12 protein-coding genes and 1 pseudogene are annotated in these 24,977 nt (G+C 66.2%); 3 read left to right on the top strand and 10 right to left on the bottom strand.

Annotated elements, in window-relative coordinates:
* Positions 1–100: 100 nt before the first annotated feature.
* The gene (locus tag HDG39_RS06825; RefSeq protein WP_184004326.1) at positions 101–1,297 is read left to right on the top strand and encodes an O-succinylhomoserine sulfhydrylase; all 1,197 of its coding nucleotides are present in this window, start codon (positions 101–103) and stop codon (positions 1,295–1,297) included.
* An 84-nt stretch (positions 1,298–1,381) separates the two neighbouring features.
* On the opposite strand, the pseudogene HDG39_RS06820 reads toward HDG39_RS06825, so the two are convergent.
* Together HDG39_RS06820 and HDG39_RS06815 are read right to left on the bottom strand one after the other, a co-directional pair.
* Positions 1,382–2,168 (bottom strand): annotated as a pseudogene (locus HDG39_RS06820) (helix-turn-helix domain-containing protein).
* A gap of 19 nt (positions 2,169–2,187) precedes the next feature.
* Positions 2,188–2,529: an FKBP-type peptidyl-prolyl cis-trans isomerase gene (locus HDG39_RS06815; protein ID WP_018424138.1), complete on the bottom strand. Its 342-nt coding sequence runs from the start codon at positions 2,527–2,529 to the stop codon at positions 2,188–2,190.
* Positions 2,530–2,724: 195 nt separating this feature from the next.
* Between HDG39_RS06815 and HDG39_RS06810 the strand changes: the two genes are divergently transcribed.
* Together HDG39_RS06810 and HDG39_RS06805 are read left to right on the top strand one after the other, a co-directional pair.
* Positions 2,725–3,546: a sensor histidine kinase gene (locus HDG39_RS06810; RefSeq protein WP_184004324.1), complete on the top strand. Its 822-nt coding sequence runs from the start codon at positions 2,725–2,727 to the stop codon at positions 3,544–3,546.
* A gap of 91 nt (positions 3,547–3,637) precedes the next feature.
* Entirely contained in the window at positions 3,638–4,981 is a 1,344-nt protein-coding gene (locus HDG39_RS06805; protein ID WP_184004322.1) for a hemolysin family protein, read from the top strand.
* 40 nt (positions 4,982–5,021) lie between these two features.
* Here the strand turns inward: HDG39_RS06805 and treY are convergent, their stop codons facing one another.
* The 8 genes from treY to HDG39_RS06765 all read right to left on the bottom strand — a co-directional run bounded on the left by treY (position 5,022) and on the right by HDG39_RS06765 (position 24,774).
* Positions 5,022–7,889, bottom strand: a complete 2,868-nt coding sequence (gene treY, locus HDG39_RS06800) for a malto-oligosyltrehalose synthase (RefSeq protein ID WP_184004320.1) — start codon at positions 7,887–7,889, stop codon at positions 5,022–5,024.
* On the bottom strand, positions 7,886–10,090 hold the full coding sequence (gene malQ / locus HDG39_RS06795) for a 4-alpha-glucanotransferase (RefSeq protein ID WP_184004318.1): 2,205 nt from the start codon (positions 10,088–10,090) through the stop codon (positions 7,886–7,888). The genes treY and malQ overlap by 4 nt, the downstream gene beginning before the upstream one ends.
* Positions 10,087–11,991: a malto-oligosyltrehalose trehalohydrolase gene (gene treZ, locus HDG39_RS06790; RefSeq protein ID WP_184004316.1), complete on the bottom strand. Its 1,905-nt coding sequence runs from the start codon at positions 11,989–11,991 to the stop codon at positions 10,087–10,089. The genes malQ and treZ overlap by 4 nt, the downstream gene beginning before the upstream one ends.
* A 139-nt stretch (positions 11,992–12,130) precedes the next feature.
* Entirely contained in the window at positions 12,131–14,344 is a 2,214-nt protein-coding gene (gene glgX, locus HDG39_RS06785) for a glycogen debranching protein GlgX (RefSeq protein WP_184004314.1), read from the bottom strand.
* Positions 14,345–14,459: 115 nt separating this feature from the next.
* Positions 14,460–16,670, bottom strand: a complete 2,211-nt coding sequence (gene glgB / locus HDG39_RS06780) for a 1,4-alpha-glucan branching protein GlgB (RefSeq protein ID WP_184004312.1) — start codon at positions 16,668–16,670, stop codon at positions 14,460–14,462.
* Positions 16,663–20,130 carry a maltose alpha-D-glucosyltransferase gene (gene treS, locus HDG39_RS06775; protein WP_184004310.1) on the bottom strand — a complete coding sequence of 1,156 codons (3,468 nt, stop codon included), beginning with the start codon at positions 20,128–20,130 and terminating at the stop codon, positions 16,663–16,665. Before treS ends, glgB begins: the two co-directional genes overlap by 8 nt.
* Positions 20,127–23,579 (bottom strand): maltotransferase domain-containing protein, encoded by a 3,453-nt coding sequence (locus HDG39_RS06770; protein ID WP_184004308.1) that lies wholly within the window; start codon positions 23,577–23,579, stop codon positions 20,127–20,129. Before HDG39_RS06770 ends, treS begins: the two co-directional genes overlap by 4 nt.
* 532 nt (positions 23,580–24,111) lie before the next feature.
* Complete coding sequence (locus HDG39_RS06765) at positions 24,112–24,774, bottom strand: DUF1345 domain-containing protein (protein ID WP_184004306.1); 663 nt, start codon at positions 24,772–24,774, stop codon at positions 24,112–24,114.
* Positions 24,775–24,977: the final 203 nt, after the last annotated feature.

The raw sequence follows: 24,977 nt of genomic DNA, 5'->3' as shown, positions 1-24,977 counted from the left end.
GCGCATGAAGCCCGCTTATGCCGACGCAAAAGCGGGCTTTTTTGTTGCTGCCTCATTTACCCACGGAAGCAGCCACGGAAACCTGGAGACCAGAACCAACATGGACGACTTCCACGACTTTGACTTCGACACGCTGGCCGTTCGCTCGGGCACCGTGCGCAGCGATTTCAACGAGCACTCGGAAGCGATTTTCCTGACCTCGAGCTTCGTGTTCTCGAGCGCCGCGGACGCCGCCGAACGCTTCAGGAACTCCGAGGACTATTTCACGTACTCGCGCTTCTCGAACCCGACCGTCTCGATGTTCCAGGACCGTCTGGCCGCGCTCGAAGGCGGCGAGGCCTGCATCGCGACGGCTTCGGGCATGGCCGCGATCATGTCGGTCGTGATGTCGACGTTGCAGGCGGGCGATCACCTCGTCAGCTCGCGGGCGCTATTCGGCTCGACGCTCGGCATGTTCTCGCAGATCTTCAGCAAGTTCGGCATAACGACTACGTTCGTCGATCCGACTGATTTGAACGCGTGGAACGAAGCGGTGCGTCCCGAAACGAAGATGTTCTTCCTCGAAACGCCTTCCAACCCGCTGACGGAAGTGTCGGATATCGCAGCGATCAGCAAGATCGCGAAGGCCGCGAATGCGCTGTTCGTCGTCGATAACTGCTTCTGCAGCCCGGCGTTGCAGCAGCCGCTGAAGCACGGCGCGGACGTCGTCATGCATTCGGCGACAAAGTTCCTCGACGGCCAGGGTCGTGTGCTCGGCGGCGCGCTGGTCGGTTCGAAGAAAATCATCATGGAAAAGGTGTTTCCGTTCGTACGCAGCGCCGGGCCGACGCTGTCCGCGTTCAACGCGTGGGTACTGTTGAAAGGCATGGAAACGATGTCGCTGCGCGTCGAGAAGCAGTCGGCGAATGCGCTCGAAATCGCGCGCTGGCTCGACTCGCATCCGGCCGTCAATCGCGTGTTCTATCCGGGGCTCGAATCGCATCCTCAGCACGCGCTCGCGATGCGTCAGCAGAAGTTGGGCGGCGCGATCGTGTCGTTCGAGTTGAAGGGCGACACGCCCGAGCAGATGCGTACGAACGCATGGCGCGTGATCGACGGCACGAAGGTCTGCTCGATCACCGGCAACCTGGGCGACACGCGTACGACGATCACGCATCCGGCGACGACCACGCACGGCCGCATTACGCCCGAAGCGCGCGCGGCGGCAGGCATCAGCGAAGGTCTGATCCGGCTTGCGGTGGGGCTTGAAAACGCGGGCGATATCCGTGCGGATCTGCAATGTGGGCTCGAAAGCTGACAGGCAGGGCAAAGCCTGTGCGCGGCATACAGGCTTCAAATGGCCTCAAAGCCCTCAAAGCCCTCCGCGCCATCTCCGCCGCGCTCAGTGCCGCAACGCGCGCCACTGCCCGGGGGCCAGCCCGAAACGCCGCGTGAACGCGTGCGTGTAAGCGCTCTGATCGCCGAAGCCGATCTCGAGCGCGATATCGGTCAACGAAAGACGCGGGTCCGCAAGCAGCGTGATCGACGTGTCGAGCCGCAGCCGCTGCAAATAGCGATGCGGCGTCTCGCCGAACGCATCGATAAACAGTTGATGAAAACGCCGCATGCCGAAGCCGCAGTGCGCGGCGAGGTCCGCGATCTTCAGCGGCTCGGACAGATGCGCGCGCAGCCAGCGGTCGATGCGCGCGAAATCGAGACGAACGCCTTCGCTCTGCACACCGGCAAGTGCCCCGGAATCGGCGACAAGCGCGGCGCCCAGGCGTGCCGCAGCATCCCAATGAAAGCGACGGTGACCGAAGGCATTACCTTGCGCTTCGCCCACGCCGCCCGCAGCATGCGCGGCAATCGCGCGCACGAGCTGCGCGAGCGACGGATCGACGGCCACGGCGCGCGCGCTCGAACAACCGCTCGGGCACCGCCAGCGACGCCGCAGGCAAATCGAGCACGAGCTGCCGGTTCGTGCCGACACCCGCATAATCGTGCCGCGCGCCGGCCGGGATCAGCCATGCGGAGCCGGCGTCGATCTGTTCGGCGACGCCATCTACCGCCATCACCATTGCGCCGTCGAGCCCCAGCACGACCTGGTGGAAGTCGTGCACGTCCGACGCTTCGATCGCGCCATAGCAGCGCAGCGAAACGTTGGGGGCGGCGACGGCGGCGTGGCTCATGACAATACTTTGGTGTAACTCAGACTTCGAGCAGTTCGACTTCGAACACGAGCGTCGCGTTCGGCGGAATCACCCCGCCCGCGCCGCGCACGCCGTAGCCGAGTTGCGGCGGAATGGTCAGCTTGCGCTTGCCGCCGACCTTCATGCCTTGCACGCCTTCGTCCCAGCCCTTGATGACCATGCCGCCGCCCAGCACGAACGCGAACGGGTCATTGCGGTCCTTGCTCGAATCGAACTTCTGGCCGTCGGTCAGCCAGCCCGTGTAATGCACGGTCACGGTCTTGCCGGCCACGGCTTCGGCGCCGGTGCCTTCCACGAGATCTTCGTACTTCAGGCCGGATTCGGTCGTCACAGTCGACATGCGTTGCTCCTCAGATCAAAACGTAAAACCGACATTGTAGGCGCGTTGACGTCGATCGCGGAGTCTGGTCCGGTTCCGCGCATGGCATGCGGATTGCGTCCCGCATCGCGATTCGGCCTCGACTGGTCGGTCCGACCGGGATGCCTATAATGAGGCTTCCGCCCATCATCCAGCATTGCCTGAGAGGACTCGATCGTGACTACGTCACCCAACGGGACTGCTGGCGCCCAGCCGGCGTCGGCCGGCTTCGTCATCACCGAACGCAGCGCGCGGCTGCGCGCGGAAACCGCGTTGTTCATGCGCGATCACGTGCTGTCGCTGGTGTCGCACGACCTGCGCGGTCCGTTGAATGCGATTCATAGCTGGGCGTACGTGCTCGAGCGCAAGCTCGACGCGAACGATCCCAATTCGCAGCGCGCGATCACGGGCATTCGCAGCGGCGTCGATCAGCAGGTGAAGCTGCTCGAGACGATCGTCGATGCGACGCGCGCCGAAACGAAATCGCTCACGCTCACGTATGAACCCTTTCCGCTGCATCCGCTGCTCGACGAAACCGTCGACGAAGTCCGCGCCGGCCTCGCCCGCGCGCGCGGCGTCGAAGTGCGGCTCGACTCGCAGATCGCCACCGAGCAACTGAACGGCGACCGCGCTCGGCTCGCCGCCGCGGTGTGGCTGATGCTGACGTTCGCCGTCGAAGCGAGCGCGCGGGGCACCGAGGCCGCACTGGCCGCGCGCGCGGACAACGGCACATGGCATGCGAGCGTCACGTACGAGCCGAACGAGGCCGCGTTGAACGACGCCGCGCTGCCGCATGTGCTCGAAGCGTTCGCGCGCAAGCAGGCGGGCGAACCGCGCGAGGCGAAGCGCATCGCGTGGGTGTTCGCGTTGTGCAAACGCGTCGCGGAGGCGCACGGCGGAAGCTTCGAGCAAAGCGATACGACGGAAGCGGACGGCGTTACCGCGACCCCCGCCACGCTCGTGCTGCGCGTGCCATTCAGCGCGGCGGCGCCGAAATGAGCGTCGCGCGCGAATGCGTTGGCGCACAATCAAGATTTCATCGAGCTTTCAGCCCCTATACTGACAACTTTTGTTGCCGGAGCCCGTCGCTTTGATCCAGGTTGTCGCTCTTATCGGTGCAATGTTTCTGGTTGCGCTCAACGGCTTTTTCGTCGCCGCCGAATTCGGTCTGGTCAAACTGCGGCAGACCCGCGTGCAAAGCCTCTCCACCCAGCATGGCATGCGCGGACGTCTGCTCGCGAAGGTGCACGGACAGCTCGACGCGTATCTGTCGGCGTGTCAGCTCGGCATCACGCTCGCGTCGCTCGGCCTCGGCTGGATCGGCGAACCGGCGTTCGCGCAACTGCTCATGCCGCTTTTCACCGTGGTCGGCGTCGAGTCCGAGAAGCTGATGCATGGCATTTCACTGTTCTTCGCGTTTTCGTGTATTTCGTTCCTGCATATCGTGGTCGGCGAACTCGCGCCGAAGTCGCTTGCGATTCGCGAGGCGGAGAAAATTTCGCTGTGGGCCGCGGCGCCGCTGTACGGTTTCTATTGGGCCATGTACCCGGCCATCTGGCTGCTCAACACGAGCGCGAACGCGGTGCTGAAGGCCGCGGGGCTCGATACCGACCAAGGTCACGACTCGCATTACTCGACCGAGGAACTCAAGCTGATCCTGCGCGGCCGCCGCGCGAACGTCGCGAGCGAACTCGGTGCGTCGACCGGCGCGTACAGCCAGGACGAATGGAACACGATCGCGCACTCGCTCGACTTCTCGCGAATGACCGTATCGGACCTGATGCGGCCGTCGCATGAAATGGTGTGCCTGCGGCGCGATCTGCCGCTGCGCGACAACATGCAGGTGGTCGCGCGGCACCGCTTCAGCCGCTATCCGCTATTCGAGGATGCATCGGGCGAACGCGTGGCCGGCATGATCCATCTGAAGGACCTGCTGCTCGCGCGCCAGGCGGGCAGCACGCTCGACGACCTGTCGCGCTACGTCCGCCCCGTGCAGTACGTGAAGCCGGACATGCCGGCGCTCGATCTGTTCCGGCGCTTTCGCAAGGGCGCGCCGCACTTCGCGCTGGTCGGCCACAAGAACGCGAAACCGATCGGCTTCCTGACGCTCGACAACCTGCTCGGCGCGCTGGTCGGGCAGATCCACGATGAATTCCGCCAGGGCGACGCCGACTGGACCCGCATGGACGACGGCACGCTGATGGGCAAGGGCAGCTTGCCGGTGGTGTCGCTCGAACGTGCACTGGGTATCGACATCGATGAAGGCAAGGCCGAATCGGTGGGCGGGCTCGTGATCCAGGCGCTCAACGATCTGCCGAGCGAAGGGCAGCGCGTCGAGTTCGAAGACTTCGACGTCGTGGTCAAGAAGATGAAGGGACCGCGCATCGTGCTCGTGCGCGTATATCCGAAGGTGTTCGACGACGAGGGCGGTTGAGGCCCGAGCCAACCCGAAGCCTCAACCCTTTTTGGCCGCCTTAGCTTCGAGGCACCCCATCCTCCACCAGCACCGCGACCGGCATCGCGGCGAGCGCGTCGCGCAGATACAGCAGCCCGTAATCGTCGACTTTCGGCGCGGCGGGGCTCAGCCAATCGAACAGCGCACGCGCCGACAGATCGGGCGGCATTTCGATGGCCGTATCCGCCCATTGCGCCGGCTCGACGAGCGGCAGACCAGCATCATCGCCAAGCAGTCGCGCGGCCAACCGGCTGGCAATCACCACGGCCCACGCGTTGCCATGCCGCCGCGCGAACGCGATCACACTCGACGCATGCGCGCCGCGCACCGTGAGCGGCAGATACGTGCCCTGACTCAGCAGCTCCGGCAGATGCGCGCGCAACGCCAGCACGCGCTGGATCACCGCGAACTTTACGCGCCCGTCGCGCCAGTCCGCCAGAAATTCCGACGGCGGCGTTTGCGTCTGCGGCAGCCACGCCTCGCGTTTCGCGAAATCGACGGGCCGCCGATTGTCCGGATCGACGAGGCTGAAGTCCCACAGCTCGGTGCCTTGATAAAGATCAGGGATCCCAGGCGACGCGACGCGCAACACCGTCTGCTGCAGGCTGTTGAGCGCGCCCGCGCGACCAATGCGCTCGACGAACGCCGACAGCTCCTTCAGAAAGGCGTCGCGCCGCTGCGGCGCAAGGATACCGAACAGGAATTCGCGGCAGCCGGCCTCGTAAGCTTCGTCGGGCGCGAGCCAGCTGGTTTGCAGCTTCGCCTCGCGCAGCGCCTTCAACTGCCATTGCGCGACGCGCTCGGCCAGCTCCTTGACGCCGGCTTCGTCGTCGGCGCGCAGCGCCGGCGGCCAGCAGCCCACCAGCGTTTGATACAGCATCGCCTCGGCGGCGGGGCCGGGAGCCCATGCATCGCTCTTGTCCTGGCTCACGCTGCTGATCGGCGTGCCGTCGAGCGCTCGACGCTGCGGCGCGTTCAACGTCGACCATGCACGCAACGTCGCGCCCCATTCGTCGGCGATCTCGCTGAGCACCGCGAGCCGCGCGCGCACGTCTTCACCGCGCTTGTGATCGTGCGTGGCGGTCGCAAGCATCGCATGAGGAAAACGTTGCGCGCGCTCGAGATTGCCCGCATGAAACCGCTCCACCGACAGCGCGAACTCGCCCGGGTCCGAGCCGACTTCGTTGCGCGACAGCAGACGGCCGTAGCGATAGCACGCGGTGTCCTCGATCGCCTTGGCGGCGAGCGGCGCGGTCAGCTGCGAAAACAGCGTTTGCGCGCTGCGCCGGGACGAGCCCGCGTGCGGCGGCGCTCCGCCGCCTTGCGCCTGCTGCTGCGACTGCGCGCCGGGCCGCGCGGGCGGGGCCTCTTCGGCGCTGCCGCCGAGCCACGCATTCACGCGCTCGAGCGCCGCATGGTCCGAGCGCGGCAGCGAAGCGCGCGCCCCCGCGAGCGCCTCCTCGAAATAGACGTTGTCGGCGGCGCTGCGCAGTCCGCCCAGCGGATACATGCGGTACACGGGGAAATGCACGACCAGTTCGGTCAGCACGCGGCGCAGCGCCGGGTACGTGAAGTCGCGCGTGCTCAGCGAATCGCGTGCGATCCGATGCAGCGCGCGCGCCGCGCGGTCCAGTTCCGCGGAGAAGTTTTCCGCGAGAATCTTGCGCCGCGCCGCGTGCGCTTCATCGGCGAAGCGCGCGCTGCGGCCGGTGAGCTCGGCCCACGTAGCGGCGAGCGGGTCCGCGCCGGCCGGATCGTGCAGCAGCGCGCCGACGTCGCTCATGAAGTCGTAGCCGGTCGTGCCGTCGACGGGCCAGTCGTCGCGCAACGGCTCGCCACGGCCGAGAATCTTCTCCACCAACACATACGGCGCGGTGTCGCGCAACTCGCTGAGCCGTTGGCGCAAACGCTGGCAGTATTCGCGCGGCTCGGCGAGCCCGTCGATGTGATCGATCCGCAAGCCGTCGACGAGCCCTTCGCGATAGAGGCGAAAGATCAGCGCGTGCACTGCCTCGAACACCTCGGGCCGCTCGACGCGCACGCCGGCGAGCGTCGAGATGTCGAAGAAGCGCCGCCAGTTCACTTCGTCGGAGGCGGTGCGCCACCACGCGAGCCGGAAATGCTGCCGCTCGATCAGCCGATGCAGCCGGTCGCGCGTGACCGGATCCTCAGGCGCGTAAGTCTCCAGCACGAACTCGATCGCCGACTCGCCTTCGCGCGCGACGAACTCGCGCAGCTCGTCGCGCGCCTCGGCGGCGCGTGGTTGGTCGGCGGGCTGCGTGGTGAGTCCCTGAAAGCGATTCGCGAGCGCGCTCAGATCGGCGCGGTCGGCGCCTTGCAGGATCGCCGCGTAATCGACCGGGCAGATCGGGAACACGTGGGGACCATAGCCGATTTGAAAGCGTCCGCTGTCGGCCGCGAAATGCAGCCTGATGCGGCCCGCCGCCAGTTCTTCGCCGTACGACGCGCCGAGCGTCGGCAGCAGCACCTTGCCGCGCAGCGCGGGATCGGGCGAATGCCAGTCGACGTCGAAATGTCGCGCATACGAGCTGTGGCGGCCCCATTCGAGGATGTCGAGCCACCACGCGTTGCTCGACCCGCCGACGCCCATATGATTCGGCACCATGTCGACGATGAGCCCCATGTCGTGCGCGCGCAGCTTGTCGACGAGGCGCTTCAGGCCCGCCTCGCCGCCGTATTCGGCACTGACCTGGGTGTAGTCGACGGTGTCGTAGCCGTGCATCGAGCCGGGCTCGGCCGTCGTGATCGGCGACGCGTACAGGTGGCTGATGCCGAGCGCGGCGAAGTAGTCGACGTGTCGCGCGGCGTCGTCGAACGTGAAGCCTCGATGGAACTGGAGGCGCAGTGTGGAGCGTGGAACGGTCATGGCGTGTCAGGCTCCGCGGAAGTGTTGGATGAACGCGCGGCGGCGCGGCGCGCGCCGTCGACGGCCAGCAGGCGGTCGGTGAACACGGGGTCGTCGAACATCGCGTCGACGGGCAGCGTCATGCGGCGGCGCCAGTTCGGATGTTCGTCGATCGAGCCCGGCAGGTTCGGCTGCTCGTCGAGCGCGAGCAGGTCTTCGAGCGGAAACGTGACGAGCGGCCCGGGTGTCGCGGCGACGAATGCGAGCGCTTCGTCGACCGGCGCGTTGTCGGCGTCCGGCGGCGCGACGTCGGGCGCGGCCACGCCCGCTTGCTGGAACGCGCGCCACAAGTCGGCGCGCTGCTGCGCGCGCTCTTCGAGCGCCGCTTCCTCGGGATCGCGCCCGTCGGCGCGCGCCATCGTCTGGCCGATGCGGTTGCGCCACATGATGTCGCTGCCGCGCCACCAGCCGGCGACGGTCGGCAGATCGTGCGTGGTCGTCGTGCCGACCGCGTAGCGGTCCCAATCGGCCGGCGCCTTGAAGCCGTTGCCGTCGGGGGCGCCTTCGAACCACAGCACGCGAATCCCCTCGATGCCGTGCTCGTCGAGCCGCTCCCGAAACCCGGACGGCACGGTGCCGAGGTCCTCGCCGATCACGATCGCGCGATGCCGCCACGATTCGAGCGCGATCAGCCGCAGCAGGTCTTCGAGCGGATAGCGCAGATACGCGCCATTGCGCGCGCTTTCGCCTTCGGGCACGAGCCACAGACGCCGCAAGCCGAGGATGTGATCGATGCGGATGCCGCCGGCATGCGCGAACGCCGCGCGCAGCATGTCGATGAACGCGGCGAAGCCTTGTGTGCGCATCGCGCGCGGCGAAAAGGTCGTGAGTCCCCACGACTGGCCGGCCTGATTGAAGAGATCGGGCGGCGCGCCGACCGACACGCCCTGCAGCATGTCGTCGGGATAGGACCATGCATGACTGCCGGCGCTGTCGCAACCCACCGCGAGATCGGCGATCAGGCCGACCGCCATGCCGGCTTCGCGCGCGGTGTGCTGAGCGTGCAACAGGCCGCGCGATGCCAGCCACTGCAGGAACAGATGAAAGTCGACCTCGTCGCGATGCGCGGCGGCGAACGCCTCGACTTCGGGGCTGCGTGGGTCGCGCAACGCGTCGGGCCAGTTGCGCCAATGGCCGTCGCCGCCTTGCGCGAGTTGCGCGGCCTGCAGCGCTTCGAAGCGCGCGTGATCTTCGAGCGCGCGCCCCGCGCGTTCGCAGAAGCCGTGAAATTCGAGCGCGCGCGGCGAGTGCTGCGGGCGCTCGTTGGCGCTGAACTGCTCGTAGAGCGCGCGCAAAACCGTGAGCTTCAGCGGGGTCGCGTGCGGCCAATCGATCAGCGGCAGGTCTTCGTATTTGGACCACGCGTTGCCGGCCTGCGCCGATGCGGACGCTGATGCATCCGCGCCGAACACCGCGGCCGGATCGATATGCGTGACGTTGAGCCATAAACGCGACGACGGCGCATACGGGCTGAAGCGCTCGGGCTGCGCGCTGAACATCGCGTGGGTCGGACTGACGGCGAGCGCGTGCGCGCCGCGCTGCGCGCCGTGCCGCGCCAGCTGCGCGAGCGCCGTGTAATCGCCGATGCCGCCGTCGCCGGTGCGGCGCAAGCCATACAGTTGCGCGGCGATGCCCCACAGTGGCGGCGCGGGCGGCGCGGCTTCGCGTTCGCCTTCTCCGTCGCCGCCGTGCAGCGTGCGCCACGCGTCGGCGACCGTGTAGCAGCGCGGCGGCGCGACCGCGAGCGTTATGCGCTGGTCGTTGATCACGAGCGTGTGATAGCCGGCTTCGTCGATCGGCGCGAGCAGCGCTTCCTCGCCTTTCGGCGCGGTGAAGCGGCCGTCGATGATCGAGCCGCTCTCCAGCTCGATCCGGTAATGGCTGCCCGACTTGACCGCGGCCGCGGGTAGCGCGATGCCACGCCCGATCACCGCGGTCATCAGCGGCGGCAGCCTACGGCCCGATAGTTCGGCCTCCAGAGCAGCGGCGCTGTGGCGGATATCCGTGGCGTTGCCGCACGGCAGACCCATGCGTTCGAGCAGCGTGCCAAGTGTCTTTTCGGGCACATGCTGCGTATTGTGGTGCGCGTCCTGCCACTCCACCTCGAAGCCTGCGCGGGTGGCGAGCGCGGCGAGCCTGTCGTTGGGGCGTCGGGTCGTCACGCGCGCTGCTCCTCGTGCGATGCGATGCGCGCATCGTGGCGGCTCGCGAATTCGTTGATGTCGCCGGTCAGCCACGCGATGCACGCATGCGCGGGCAACACCCGCGCGTCGGCCTGTTCGCGCGCGCGCGGCGGTGTTTCGAAAATGATCTTGCCGTCGGGGATGGCGTCGAACGCGACGTTCTGCTGCGACAGATTCAGCGCGATCGACAGCGTCTCGCCATCGCCGAGTTTCCAGCGCGCGATCAGCGCGTTCGCGTCGCCGCCACCGGCATCGCGCAGCACGGTCGCGCCGCATGCCTTCGTATGTTTCAGGCGCGGCGTGATCAGCTTCGCGCGCACCGCGAGCGCGGACTTGTAGTAATGCATCCAGTCGAGCCGATCCGGCGTCGGCTTTACATCGGGCGCGGGTGGCGACGAGGCGGCGAAGGTCTGGGCATCGTTCGGATCGGGAATCTGCGCGCGGCGTTTCTCATCGCTGAACGCGGCAAAGCGCGCGAATTCACGGCGTCGCCCTTCGCGCACCGCGTCGGCGAGATCGCCAGTGTAATCGGTGAAAAACAGGAACGGTTGCGTCGATCCATGCTCCTCGTCCATGAACAGCAGCGGAATTTGCGGCGACAGCAACATCAACGCGGTCGCGGCGCGCAGCGCGTCATCCGAGGTCAGCTTGCGCAGACGTTCGCCGAACGCACGGTTGCCGATCTGATCGTGGTTCTGCAAAAACATCACGAACGACGTCGGCGGCAGATGCGCGCTCGCTTCGCCACGCGGCGCACCATCGTGCAGCGGCGACGGCTCGCCCTGATACGCGAAGCCTTCGGACAACACTCGCGCGAGCCGGCGAATCGGTTCGTTTGCATACGCGTGGTAATAGCCTTCGGTTTCGCCGGTCAGCAGCACGTGCAGCGTGTTGTGCGCGTCGTCGTTCCATTGTGCGTCGAAATGCGCGTCGAGCAGGCTCGCGCTGTTGTGCTCGTTTTCGAGCACCAGATGCACGTGGCGGCCATGCTGCACGTGCGCGCGGATATGGTCCGACAGCTCGCGCAGCCACTCGGGATTGTCGATCGCATGCACCGCATCGAAGCGCAGTCCGTCGAAGCGGTACTCGTTGATCCAGTAGACGGCGTTGTCGGTGAAGAAGTCGCTGACTTCGCTTCGCTCGAAGTCGATCGCGGGGCCCCACGGCGTGTTCACGCCTGCGCGGAAAAACGGCTCCGCGTAAGTATGCAGATAGTTGCCGTCCGGTCCGAAGTGGTTGTAGACGACGTCGAGAAACACCATCAGGCCCACACCATGCGCGGCGTCGATCAGCGCCTTCAGTTTTTCGGGGCGGCCGTATGCGGAGTCGGGCGCGTACGGCAACACGCCGTCGTAACCCCAGTTGCGACGACCGGGAAAGTCGTTCAACGGCATCAGTTCGATTGCGGTGACGCCGAGCGCGACGAGCTCGGGCAGGCGCTGTTGCACGCCCGCATACCCGCCCATTGCACCGACGTGCAATTCGTACAGCACCGTCTCTTCCCATGGCCGGCCGTGCCATTCGGTGTGTTCCCAATGGTAGGCGCGCGGATCGATGACCTCGCTCGGGCCGTGCACGTCCCGCGGTTGGAACCGCGAGGCCGGATCGGGCACCGCCTGCCCGTCGTCGAGCTGGAACCGATACAGCGTGCCCGCGCCGCTCTCCACGGTGATCTCGAACCAGCCGTTGCCGGTCGGAGCCATGTCGTGCGCGCCTTGCGCCGGGCCATTTTCGACGACCACCTGCACGCTGTTGCACGACGGTGCCCAAAAACGGAACCGCGTGCGCGGTCGCGTGCCGCTCGCGCCGATCAACTGCGCGCTGAACGGCAGGCAGTGCGCGTGATGATGCGTGTGAGGATCAATCGGACTTTCAGACATGTGTTCACCATTCGAATCTGCTAACGAGCCTGGACGGCAATGCGACGCAACGCAAGCAGGCATTGCATCGCAACATTCTTGCCACCCCGGCTGCGGTGCGATTGGTTCACGCTCGAAGGAGGTCGCCGCAGTGCATCGTTCATTGCGAACCATCGTCCTTTGCGGTCTGCGCGCCCGGATCGGGCGGCAGCGCGGTCAACAGCCGCGGCCCGTGCTGCGCGCCAGCCACCCAGCCGGCTTGCCAATCCGCTTCGCCGGTCGGTTGCGCGGCGAGTATCACGAGGCCGTGCGCGGCAACCTCGAGTTCGGCCGTCGCGAGCCGCTGCGGCGCGCGTTCCGGATCGGCCGTGTCTAACAGCACATGCCATTCCAGGTGCGGCGCGGGAGGCGCGAACTGCAGCGGTTCCTCGTGAGCGTTGAGCATCAGTAACAATACTTCGGTTTCGCCATTCAGGCCCGGCCCCGCGCGACGCAACGTGAACGCGCGTCCCTCCGGGTCCTGCCACGCTTCGATCGTCAGCGGATCGCCGTGTTCGTCGAACCAGCCGACGTCGAACAGGCCGGGCAGCACTTCGCGGTCGCCGAACAGAAAGCGCGTTTCACGTAGCAGCGGATGGCGCTTGCGCAACCCGATCACGCGCGCGACGAACTCGGTCATGCGCCGACCTTCCGGCGAATCCGCGAGGTCCCAGTCGATCCAGGATAGGTCGTTATCCTGACAGTACGCATTGTTGTTGCCGCGCTGCGTGCGCAGCGCTTCGTCGCCGGCGAGCAGCATCGGCGTGCCGAGTGCGATCATCAGTGTCGCGATCAGCGAGCGCGACACGCGACGGCGGGTCGCGAGGATCGCGGGGTCGTCGGTCGCGCCTTCGAGACCCCAATTGCGGCTGCAATTCTCGTTGTGGCCGTCGTTGTTGTCTTCCAGGTTGGCTTCGTTGTGCTTCTGCTCGTACGCGGTGACATCGGCCAAGGTGAAGCCGTCATGCGACGTGACGAAGTTGATCGACGCCCACGGCTTGCGATGCCGCCGGTTGAACAGATCGGCCGAACCGGTCAGGCGCGCGGCGAGGTCGGGCCGCAGGCCGGCATCGCCACGCCAGAAACGTCGCACCGTGTCACGGAAACGGTCGTTCCATTCGCTGAATCCCGGCGGATGATTGCCGAGCTGATAGCCGCCAGGGCCGATATCCCAGGGCTCGGAAATCAGCTTGCGTTGCGATAGCACCGGGTCCTGGCGCAACGCGTCGAACAGGCCCGAGCCCGGATCGAAGCCGTGGCTTTCGCGCCCGAGCGTCACGCCGAGATCGAAACGGAAGCCGTCGATATTGAACGCGGTCGACCAGTAGCGCAGTGAATCCATCACCATCTGCAGCACGCGCGGATGCGGCAGATTGACCGTGTTGCCGCAGCCCGTGTCGTTGATATGGTGACGCTCGTCGCCGGGAATCAGCCGGTAATAGCTGGCATTGTCGAGGCCGCGCCATGAAATGGTCGGGCCCATCTCATTGCTTTCGCAAGTGTGGTTGTAGACCACGTCGAGAATCACCTCGATGCCGGCCGCGTGCAGCTGGCGCACGGCGATGCGCATTTCGTCGAGCCGGTGCGTGCTCAGATAGGTCGGCTCCGGCGCGAAGAACGCTGCCGTGTTGTAGCCCCAGTAATTGCGCAGGCCGCGCTCCACGAGGAAGCGGTCGTTCAGAAACGCGTGCACGGGCAGCAGCTCGACTGTGGTCACGCCGAGCTTCAGCAGATGCTCGATGAACTCCGGCGACGCGAGCGCCGCGAACGTGCCGCGTTCATGCTGGCGCAGATCAGAGCGCAGCATCGACGCGCCGCGCAAGTGCGTTTCGTAGATCACGGTCTCGCCCCACGGCACGTCGGGCCGCCTGTCGTGCGACGAGTCGAACGCCTCGTCGATCACGACGCACTTGGGCATCGCGGGCGCGGAATCGCGCCGGTCGATCGAAAGGTCCGCGCGATTCGAGTGCACGCGATAGCCGAACAGCGCGTCGGACCAGCGAAACTGCCCGACGAGCTTGCGCGCATACGGGTCGAGCAGCAGTTTGTGCGGATTGAAACGATGCCCGAAGTGCGGCTGATACGGCCCATGCGCGCGAAAGCCGTACGCGGTGCCCGGATGCGCGTTCGGCAGATAGCCGTGCCAGATCTCGTCGGTGCATTCGGGCATGGTGAAGCGGCGAATCTCCTTGCGGCCGGTTGAGTCGAACAGGCATAGCTCGATTTTCTGCGCATTGGCCGAGAACACCGCGAAGTTGACGCCCAGCCCATCCCAGTTCGCGCCGAGCGGATACGGCGAGCCGGGCAGCAACCGGTCGGGCAACGCATGCGACATGATTTCCCTTTCCTGTTCTGATTGTCGAGCTGGAGCTCGGGTCTGCCTGGGTCCTCATGCAACGGGCGCGCGGCGGCTGCCTGTGCGCCGCGCGCCCGGGTTACGGCACGTTTCCTCAGTCCGCGCGCAATACGATCGTCGCGAGCGGGGGCAAGGTCAGCGCGGCGGAATATGGCCTGCCGTGGCTCGATACATGGTCGGAATGAATCAGCCCGCCGTTGCCCATGTTCGAGCCGCCGTACACGCCTGCATCGGTATTCAGCACTTCCACCCAGCGTCCGCCGCGCGGCATGCCGAGCCGATAGCCGAGACGCGGCACCGGCGTCATGTTGCACACCACGACGAACTCCTGGCCCGCGCCGTCGGTGCGCCGATAGGCGAACACGCTGTTGCCGCTGTCGTCGCCGATCAACCATTCGAAGCCGCCCGGTTCGCTGTCGAGCAGATGCAGCGCGGGCTCGTTGCGATACAGATGGTTCAGGTCGCGCACCAGCAATTGCACGCCGTGGTGGTTCGAATCGTCGAGAAGATGCCAATGCGGCGAGCCGTCATGGTCGAACTCCGCCATCTGGCCGAATTCGCCGCCCATGAACAGCAGCTTCTTGCCTGGGTGCGTCCACATGAAACCGAAGTACGCGCGCAGATTAGCGAAACGCTGCCAGCGGTCGCCGGGCATCTTGCCGAGCAGCGAGCCTTTGCCGTGCACCACCTCGTCGTGCGAAAGCGGCAGCACGAAGCGCTCGGAATATGCGTACACCATGCCGAACGTCATGTTGTGGTGGTGAAACTGGCGATACACCGGGTCTTCGTGCATGTAGTGCAGCGTGTCGTGCATCCAGCCCATGTTCCACTTGAAGTCGAAGCCGAGGCCGCCGTCCGCGAGGGGCGCGGTCACGCCCGGCCATGCGGTCGATTCCTCGGCGACCGTGATCGCGCCGGGGGCGCCCGGCACATAGCGGACCTCGTGATTCAAGCGCTTCAGGAACGCGATCGATTCGAGATTCTCGCGGCCGCCATAGATGTTCGGCACCCACTCGCCGGCCGCGCGGGAGTAGTCGCGATACAGCATCGACGCGACCGCATCGACGCGCAGGCCGTCGACGTGATAGCGCTTCAACCACGCGAGCCCCGACGCGATCAGGAACGCGCTGACCTCGTTGCGGCCGAGGTTGTAGATCATCGTGTTCCAGTCCTGGTGATAGCCTTCGCGCGGATCGGCATGCTCGTAGAGCGGCGTGCCGTCGAAATCGATCAGGCCATGCGCGTCGTTCGGGAAATGCGCGGGCACCCAGTCGAGAATCACGCCGAGCCCTGCTTCGTGCGCGCGATCGACGAAACGCGCGAACTGCTCGGGCTTGCCGAAGCGCGCGGACGGCGCGAACTGCCCGAGCGGCTGATAGCCCCACGAACCGCCGAACGGATGCTCGGCGATCGGCAGAAATTCGATGTGCGTGAAGCCCATGCTCTTCACGTAGGGAATCAGCCGCTCGGCGAGCTCTTCCCAGACGAGACCACGCTGGCCTTCCTCGGCGACGCGCAGCCACGACTCCGCGTGCACTTCGTAGATCGTGACCGGCGTGCGCGCGGTCTGCTTGTCGGCGCGCGACTGGATCCACTCGTGATCGGTCCACGGAAACTGCTCGATCTCGTCGACGTGTGCGACGATCGATGCGGTGCCCGGCGGCTTTTCCGTCTGCATCGCGCACGGGTCGGCCTTCAGCGGCAGCGGATGGCCGTCGCGCGACAGCAGCTCGTACTTGTAGCGCGTGCCGGCGCCGACGCGCGGCACGAACAGCTCCCACACGCCCGCCTGGTGACGCAGCCGCATCGGATGGCGGCGGCCGTCCCACGCATTGAAGTCGCCGACCACCGACACGCGCCGCGCATTCGGCGCCCACACCGCAAAGCGCACGCCCGGCACTCCGTCGATGTCGAGCGGCCGCGCGCCCAGACATTCGAGCACCGCGTACGGATCGCCGCGCGCGAGACGTTCGAGCGGCTCGTCGCCGAGCACCGGAGCAAACGAATAGGTATCCTCCACTTCCTGCACCACACCATGCCAGTCGATGCGCAAGCGATACGGCATCGCCGACGTGATGCGGCCCGCGAACAGGCCAGGGCGCAGCTGTTCGAGTTCGCCGAGCGTCGCGCCATCAGCGCGCGAAATCACGGTGACGTGCGCGGCGTTCGGCAGCAGCGCGCGCACGATCGGCCCCGCGTCCGTCTGATGCAGCCCGAGCTGCGAAAACGGATCGGGGTGACGCGCTTCGACGAGCGCGTCGATATCGACGGGTTGAAGGCCTGCGGCCGGATCATGCTCACTCATAGTCGCCCTCGGCCGGGTTAGGCGGTGTGGCGGCGCCAGGCGCCTGGGTTGATGGATCGTGGTGCGGCGGCCTGCCGGTGTCGCCGAGCAGCCGGCTCACGAGCGCCGCGAGGCCGCGCACCGGCAAGCCGAGCCACGCCGGTCGGTTGGCCGCTTCGTAGCGGATTTCGTAGGCGGCCTTCTCGATCAGGAACAGATCGAGCAGCGCCTCCTCGGATTCGGGCGCGACGAGCGGCGTCGGCGACTGCGCGGCGGCCGCGCGATATTCCGCAAGGAACGCGCCAGTCGCGTGCGCGCGGAAGCGCTCGAACAGCGCGCGCTTGCGATCGGCGGTCTGTTGCGGCGCGCTTTCGGTGGTCGATTGCGCGGCCGCGCTCGCATACGAGAGCGAGCGCATCAGACCGGCCACGTCACGCAATGGGCTCGATTTCTGGCGACGCTCGTCGAGCGAACGCGCGGGCTCGCCCTCGAAGTCGATCAGGTACGCGTCGCCGTGCGCGACCAGCACCTGGCCCAGGTGGAAGTCGCCGTGGATGCGGATGCGCAACGCGCCCGCGTTCCCCGGCACGAGATTGTCGACGACCTCGACGAGCGCGGCGCGGCGATCGATCAGACTTTGCGCGAGCCCCTTCGTGTCCGCGTCGCTCATGTCCGCGATGCGCGGCGCGAGCAGATCGAGCGCGGCCGCGAGCATCGTCTGCGTCGCGTCGACCCACGCCTTCACCTGGTCGGCGTTGGCCGGTTCCGGCGCGAACGCGGGGTCGTCGCTCGGCGTGGCGAGCGCGACGTGCAACTCACCGAGCCGGCGGCCGATGATGCCCGCGAGTTCGCCGTAACCGTCCAGCAGAATCGACTCGTTCGTGCGATCGGGCGCGGTCTGCGTTTCGGTGTCGATCGCGATCGCGAGTTCGTCGACCGAGCGGCGCAGATAGTCGAGCGACCAGTTCCACGCATCGCCCTGATTGTCGATAAAGCCCTGCAGGATCGCGAGCGTATGCGGCACGCCCTCGGGATCGACGCGCACCACTTCGCCATACAGCGGCGCGGTGTTCGCATAGCCGAGCTGCGTCAGATAGCGGCTGATTTCCGCTTCCGGATGGATGCCGCTGACCAGCCGCCGCACGAGCTTCAACACCGCGGCATCGGCGACGATCAGCGAGCTGTTGCTCTGTTCGGCCGCGAGCCAGCGAATCTCGGGCCGCTCGCCGAGAGCGTCGAGTTCGGCGAAGCGTTCGGTTGGCAGGAACTTGATCTCGCTCTTCTGCACGGTCGGCACGACCGCGCGCTCGCGCATCTTGCGCAGCACGTTGTGCGCGAAGATCGGCAGCGAGAACGCGTCGGTAAGATGGCCGACGTTGCGGCCCCGCCGCACGCGTGCAAGCGCCAGTTGCAGAAACAGCGGCGTGGTGGTTTCGCCGCCCCATGTGATCGCGATCGGCACCACGTAGCGCTCGGTGTGGTCGCCGACGTCCGCTTCGATTTCAGTGAAGGCAAAGCCGCCGTTCGGGATCGTGGTCAGCGCGGCGAGCCGCACCGCGTGCATCTTCTGATCTTTCGACGCGAACCAGCGGCGCCGGCTCAGCCACGACGGCAGCACCTCTGATTCCAGCAGCCGCACGTTTTCGGGTGTCGGCCCGGATTGTCCTTCGCGGATCACGATCGTGACGAACTCCGGCAGCGGCTCGGAATGCGCCTGCGCCCATGTCGGACGCCCGCCGCCTTCGCACAGCATGAACCACAGGAAGCCGTAGGGCGGGAACGTCAGCAGATAGGTCAACTGGCCGATCGCGGGGAACACCGAATCGGCGGTCATCTCGATCGGCACGAAGCCGTTGAATTCTGACAGTTCGAGCTCGACCGCCTGCGGCGCGCGCGACAGATTCGCGACGCACAGGATCGGTGCCTCGCCGGGCATCTCGCGCAGATACGCGAGAATTTTGCGGTTTTCCGGCTTCAGAAAGCGGATCGTGCCGCGTCCGAAGGTCTGCTTCGCGCGCCGCGTCGCAAGCATGCGGCGGGTCCAGTTCAGCAGCGAATGCGGGTCGCGGCTCTGCGCTTCGACGTTGACCGCGTCGAAGCCGTACAGCGTACCCATCACGGGCGGCAGCACCAGTTGCTCAGGGTCGGCGCGCGAGAAGCCGCCGTTGCGATCCGACGACCACTGCATCGGGGTGCGCACGCCGTCGCGGTCGCCGAGGTGGATGTTGTCGCCCATGCCGAGTTCGTCGCCGTAGTAGATGACCGGCGTGCCGGGCATCGACAGCAGCAGCGAGTTGATCAGCTCGATGCGGCGGCGGTCGCGCTCCATCAGCGGCGCGAGACGGCGGCGAATGCCGAGATTCAAACGTGCGCGCCGATCGCTCGCATAGGTGTTCCACAAATAGTCACGCTCGGAATCGGTGACCATTTCGAGCGTCAGCTCGTCGTGATTGCGCAGGAAGATCGCCCACTGGTTCGATTCGGGGAGTTCCGGTGTCTGCTTCATGATGTCGGTGATCGGGAAGCGATCTTCGCTCGCGATCGACATGTAGATGCGCGGCATCAGCGGGAAGTGGAATGCCATATGGCATTCGTCTTCGTTGCCGAAATACTCCTTCACGTCCTCGGGCCACTGGTTCGCCTCGGCGAGCAGCATCCGGTTCGGGTACTCGGCGTCGATGGTCGCGCGAATCCGCTTCAGGACCTCGTGCGTCTCAGGCAGGTTCTCGTTGTTGGTGCCTTCACGTTCGACGAGGTATGGCACCGCATCGAGCCGTAGCCCGTCGATGCCCATGTCGAGCCAGAAACGCATCACCTGCAGCACCTCTCTCATTACCGCCGGATTGTCGAAGTTCAGATCGGGCTGGTGCGAGTAGAAGCGGTGCCAGTAGTACGCGCCCGCAACCGGATCGTGCGTCCAGTTCGACGGCTCCGAGTCGATGAAGATGATGCGAGTCTCCGGGTACTTCTGATCGGTATCGGACCACACATAGTAGTTGCGATAGTTCGAGCCGGGCTTCGCGCGGCGCGCGCGCTGGAACCACGGGTGCTGATCCGACGTGTGGTTGATGACGAGCTCGGTGATCACGCGAATGCCGCGCGCGTGCGCTTCCTGGATGAAGCGCCGCACGTCCGCGAGCTGACCATAGTCGGGATGTACATTGCGGTAGTCGGCGATGTCGTAGCCGTCGTCGCGGCGTGGCGACGGATAGAACGGCAGCAGCCAGATCGCGTTGACGCCGAGCTCGGCGATGTAGTCGAGCTTGGCCATCAGACCGGGGAAATCGCCGACGCCGTCGTTGTTCCCATCGAAGAACGACTTGATGTGCACCTGATAGATGATCGCGTCCTTGTACCACAGCGGATCGTCGCTGAGGGCCGCGGGTTTGCCGCGGCGGCGCGTGCGTACCTTCGCCGCGGTGCCGACGGCCACGGCCGTTTGCGCCTCGTGCGCGGTTTGGGCTGGATCGTCGCGCTTCATGTTCCACCTTCCATCCAGGTTGGGTTGACAGCGTCTGCATGAGAAGCGCTGTCGAGATCGTGGTCGCTGTCCTCGGGGCGATCGGCGGGCAGGCCGCCTAGCGGCGCGATGCGCCAGATCGAGAAGGGTTGACCCGAGCCGAGCCGCACGTGTTGCCAGCGTCCGTGCCATTCGAAGCGTGCGCCGGTCATCTGGTCGATCACTTCGAGAGTGGCGTGATCGTGTAGATGCCAGCGCTGGAACGTGTCCCACGACAACTCGATGTCCGCGCCCTGCTCGTTGAACGGATCGAGATTGATCGCGACGACGATCACGTTGTCGCGCGATTCGGTCGCTTTCTCGAAGCACAGGATGTGGTCGTTGTGCGCGGCGAGGAACGTGAGACCGAGATGCGTTTGCAGCGCCGGATTCGCGCGACGGATGCGGTTCAGTGCGGTGATCTCGCCGACGATATTGCCGGGCCGGTGCCAGTCCCACGCCCGCAACTGATACTTTTCGGAGTCCAGATACTCTTCGCTGTTCGGCAGCGCGGTGGCCTCGCACAGTTCGAAGCCGCTATACACGCCCCACAGGCCGGCCAGTGTCGCGGCCAGCGCCGCGCGGATCAGAAAGCCCGTGCGCCCCTGCGATTGCAGATGGCGCGGGTTGATGTCCGGCGTATTGACGAAGAAGTTCGGCCGATAGAAATCGCGCGCGCCGGTCTGCGTGAGTTCGCCCATGTACTCGGTGAAATCGCGCTTCGACTCGCGCCACGTGAAGTACGTGTACGACTGCGAAAAGCCGATTTTGCCGAGCCGGTTCATCATGCGCGGACGCGTGAACGCTTCGGCGAGGAAGATCGCGTCGGGATGGCGCGCGCGCACGTCGGCGATCATCCATTCCCAGAACGGCAGCGGCTTGGTGTGCGGATTGTCGACGCGGAAGATGCGCACGCCCGCGTCGACCCAGAACAGGATCACGTCGCGCAACCCGAGCCACAGGCCGGGCTTGGCGTCGTGCGCGTAGAAGTCCGGGTTGACGATGTCCTGATACTTCTTCGGCGGATTTTCGGCGTAGCGCAGCGTGCCGTCGGGGCGCCACGCGAACCACGTCGGATGCTCCTTCAGCCACGGGTGATCGGGCGAGCACTGGATCGCGAAGTCGAGCGCGATCTCGAGGCCATGCGCATGCGCGGCGGCGAGCATCGCCTTGAAATCTTCGAGCGTGCCGAGCTGCGGATGGACGGCGGTGTGACCGCCCTCGGCGCCGCCGATCGCATAGGGACTGCCCACATCGCCCGGCTGCGTGGTCAGCGTGTTGTTGCGGCCCTTGCGGTTCGCGAGGCCGATCGGGTGGATCGGCGGGAAGTACAGCACGTCGAAGCCCATGTCGCGGATGCGCGGCAGCTTCGCGGTCACGTCCGCGAACGTGCCGTGGCGCGACTCGTCGTCGCTCATCGAGCGCGGGAAGATCTCGTACCAGCTCGCGAAATAGGCGGCCGTGCGTTCCGCGTCGATCTTGTAGATCACGGAGTCGCGGCTCAGAAACGGGCGATGGCGCGCGGCGGTCATCGCCTTCGCTGTGGCGGGCGCGAGAATCACTGCAAGCTTCTGTTCGGCGTCGGCCTTCTGGAAGTCGAGCACGATGTGTTCGAGCGGCTCCTTGTCGGCGCCTTCGGTCGTCTCGACTTCAGCGAGCACGAGCGCGAACAGATGCGCGGCTTCGTCGAGTTCTATCTCGACGGTCTGGTTCGCATTCAGCTTCTTCTGGATGTGCTCGACGAGCGACGCGAAGTCGTCGCGCCACGCGATCACGGTGAACTCGTAGCGGCCGATCCGCTCGAGCGGAATGCGCGCGCTCCACAAGTCGAGCCCGGCCGGCGGCGCGGGCGCCATCAATTCTTCGTGCCACGCGGTTTCGTCGGCCGCGCGCCACAGCACGGCAGCCGCGATCTTGTCGTGACCTTCGGCGAAGATCGCCGCGCGAATTTCCGCGCGCTCGCCGACGCTGCGCTTGGCCGCGAAGCGACCGTTCTCCACCGACGGCGACACGCTCTCGATCGCGACGCGCGGCGCTTCGATCGCGTCGAGCACAGTCTTGCGGCCGCTGCGCTTGCTGTTCGCCTTGTCGATGGGCGGCGCGAGGCAGATCGGCTGCTCCGCGAACGCGCGCAGCAGCCGCACCGCACCGGGCGCGAGCGCGAACGGCACGAGTGCCGCGGGTTCGGTTCGGCCGCGCGCATCGAGCGGCGCGAAGCGCGTAAAGCTGCCCGGCACGCCCGCGAGGAAGCGCGCGGGATCGACACGCACTGGCGCGCCGAGTTCGGGATTCACGACGATCAGGACTGCTTCGCTGGCGTCGCGCAGATCGGCTGCGTCGCCGCGCAGCAGAACCGCGGCCGATGCGCCGGGGCCGCTCAATGGGCGCAATTCACCGTTCGCGTGCAGCGTCGGCGTGTTGCGCGCGAAGTCGTTGGCCTGGGTGACGGCGGCGCTCAGATCGAAGCGGCGCGACTGCGCGGCGCGGGCGAACTGCGCGGCGTCGCCGCGCGTTTGCGACATCGGTTCGGCGATGCCGTATTCGAAGCCCATCGGCATCATCCAGCCGCTGCCCAATGCAACCGACGTGAACAGCGCGCGTCGATACGCCCGCTCGACGATCGCCGCATCATGCACGTCGCTCAGCTCGGCGGCGAGGCGGCTACCGTACGGCGCTTCGGGAAAGGCGATCGGCGCACCGACGCGCGCGAGCGCCGCATGCTCCTCGGCCATCCAGCTCGAACGGAAATCCCACCAGCGCACCGACGAAAACGCGCTGTCGAAGCCGGCTGCTTCGAGACCGGGCAGATCGCCGCGCGACAGGCCCGGGGTTGCCGCGAGAAAGCGCACGTGCGGATGCTTCGCGCGCACTTCATCGCCGAGGTGCCGCCATACGGCAGCCGGCGCGCGATGCGGCGAATCGAAACGGAAGCCGCCGACACCCGCCTCGGCGAGCGCGAGCAGTTGCTGGGTCCACCAGACGCTCAGCGAGGCACTCGTCGCGGGGTCGTCGAAATTCGCGTAGGCAACGTTGTCTTCGCGATGCACGTGGCGCGGATCGAGCCGTGCAAGTTCGGACTCACGCGCATGAAACCAGTCCGAATGCTCGCTGTACAGCACGCCGTCGGCGGCCATGCGGTCGATCACGAGATCGACCAGCAGCGTCAGGTTGTTGCGGCGCGCGGCATCGGCGAGCATGCGCACGGCGTTGTGCACCGAATGCTGCGCCTCGAACACCGGATGCAGCCGAGCGTGATTGCCGACCACCTGGCCATGGCCGGCCTGGCCGGGCTCGAACAGCCCGCCGATCAACGCATGATCGAAGCCGAGCCCGGCCGCGTGAGCGAACTGCGCGGGCCAGGCATCGAGGGGCCCGACGAGAAGAGAATGAAAAAAGTAAATCCGCGGCGCGTACCCGTTTGGAGATTCCATCGGTCGTTTCCAGAGTTGTCCTGCTGCGGTGTGGATGCACTTGGCATGCGATCACAGCGCTCATTGGGCTTCCCGAGCCGGATACCGCGCGATGCGTCAGCGGGGGCACGTACTGGTCAATGTAGTGCAAAGATCGTCGCGCCGCTGGCCAGTCGCGGGTGCTTTGACGCCAGACGCCGGTCTCGCGGGACTGGTCGTCACTCGTCCCGGAGAGGAGCAAACCGTGTGCCAACGCGGCGGGCAGCCGGACCCCGCGCTAGCGCGGAAACGGGGAGGTTACGGTGAGATGGCGAGTGCCGAAGGTGCGCGCGCGCACGGAGCGCGCGCAATAATGCGGGCATTGTTACGCATGCCGCGGGTGGCCGGCATGTAAAACGGGATGGCGTGGGGCCGGTTTTACACGAGCGGCCCCGCGTTGCACGGAATGCGGTTCAAGCGGACGCGTGAAGCCGGGGCGCCGCTCACGTGGCAGCCATGTGGCACGCGCGTGGCATTCGCATGAAATTCATCCGAACGCCGCGCAACGGGCGTGTTACGAACCCAGCAGCCCCGCCGCGATGTTCACGCACAGGCCGAGCACTGCGACGTTGAAGTAGAACGACAGGACCGATTGGGCGAGCGTCGCGCGGCGAATTTCGCGTGAGCGCAACACGACATCGGAGGTCTGCGACGCGACCGCGATCGTGAACGAGTAGTACAGGAAGTCCCAGTAGTTCGGCAGCAAATGGTGATCGGGAAACTTCAACGCGGTCTCTTGCGCGTCCGCGTCGTAGTAGAGGCGCGCGTAGTGCAGCGTGAAGATCGTCGGAATCAGAAACCATGCGCCGATCAGCGTCAGACCGGTCAGCAGGTAGTGCCAGACGGTCGTTGCGCCGCCCGCGCCCTTGGCCGACGCGAGTTCGAGCACGATCGCGGCGACGCTCGCGATCGTCGCGACGCAGATGACGATCAGCACGACGCCCGCGTTTTCGTCGTCGCGCATCGCGTATTCGCGCACGCGGTGCTCGTCGGCAAGAGCCATATGCACCCAGATCATCAGCAGGTAGCTCCAGATGGCCGCGTCCCAGCCGATCAGTGTGCGGGCGATCGGACTCGTATGACCGGGCACGAGGAACGCGACGACGATCCCGATCACGAGGCCGATCACCGTGCGGGGCCGATTGCGAAGAAGCTGCGGATAGTAGTTGATGGACATGGACTCGATGAACGACGAAGTGTAGGGCAGCCGGTGTCGCGGATTCTACGCGTGCAACGCGGACCGATTGTCGAATAGTGGGTCACAGGCTATAGTCTTCCGCAGCGGCCTTGCGCGCCGCTTTCAGTCGAAAGGCGATTGGTAGAAAACACCACACATGCGGCGCGCCGTGAATCACGCGCACGGATACGAGACCGCTGAAG

This window comes from Paraburkholderia lebeckiae, assembly GCF_014201005.1.
Taxonomy (GTDB): Bacteria; Pseudomonadota; Gammaproteobacteria; order Burkholderiales; family Burkholderiaceae; genus Paraburkholderia; species Paraburkholderia tuberum.
The sequence above is the reverse complement of the archived record's forward strand: the minus strand, read 5'-3'. Positions and strand labels throughout refer to the sequence as shown.

What these genes read in the sequence shown, in the direction of transcription:
- HDG39_RS06825 (WP_184004326.1), top strand. Translation starts at nt 101, where the DNA reads ATGGACGACTTCCACGACTTTGACTTCGACACGCTGGCCGTTCGCTCG.
- HDG39_RS06815 (WP_018424138.1), bottom strand. Translation starts at nt 2,529, where the DNA reads ATGTCGACTGTGACGACCGAATCCGGCCTGAAGTACGAAGATCTCGTG.
- treY (WP_184004320.1), bottom strand. Translation starts at nt 7,889, where the DNA reads ATGACCGTTCCACGCTCCACACTGCGCCTCCAGTTCCATCGAGGCTTC.
- treZ (WP_184004316.1), bottom strand. Translation starts at nt 11,991, where the DNA reads ATGTCTGAAAGTCCGATTGATCCTCACACGCATCATCACGCGCACTGC.
- glgX (WP_184004314.1), bottom strand. Translation starts at nt 14,344, where the DNA reads ATGTCGCATGCGTTGCCCGACCGGTTGCTGCCCGGCTCGCCGTATCCG.
- glgB (WP_184004312.1), bottom strand. Translation starts at nt 16,670, where the DNA reads ATGAGTGAGCATGATCCGGCCGCAGGCCTTCAACCCGTCGATATCGAC.
- treS (WP_184004310.1), bottom strand. Translation starts at nt 20,130, where the DNA reads ATGAAGCGCGACGATCCAGCCCAAACCGCGCACGAGGCGCAAACGGCC.
- HDG39_RS06770 (WP_184004308.1), bottom strand. Translation starts at nt 23,579, where the DNA reads ATGGAATCTCCAAACGGGTACGCGCCGCGGATTTACTTTTTTCATTCT.
- HDG39_RS06765 (WP_184004306.1), bottom strand. Translation starts at nt 24,774, where the DNA reads ATGTCCATCAACTACTATCCGCAGCTTCTTCGCAATCGGCCCCGCACG.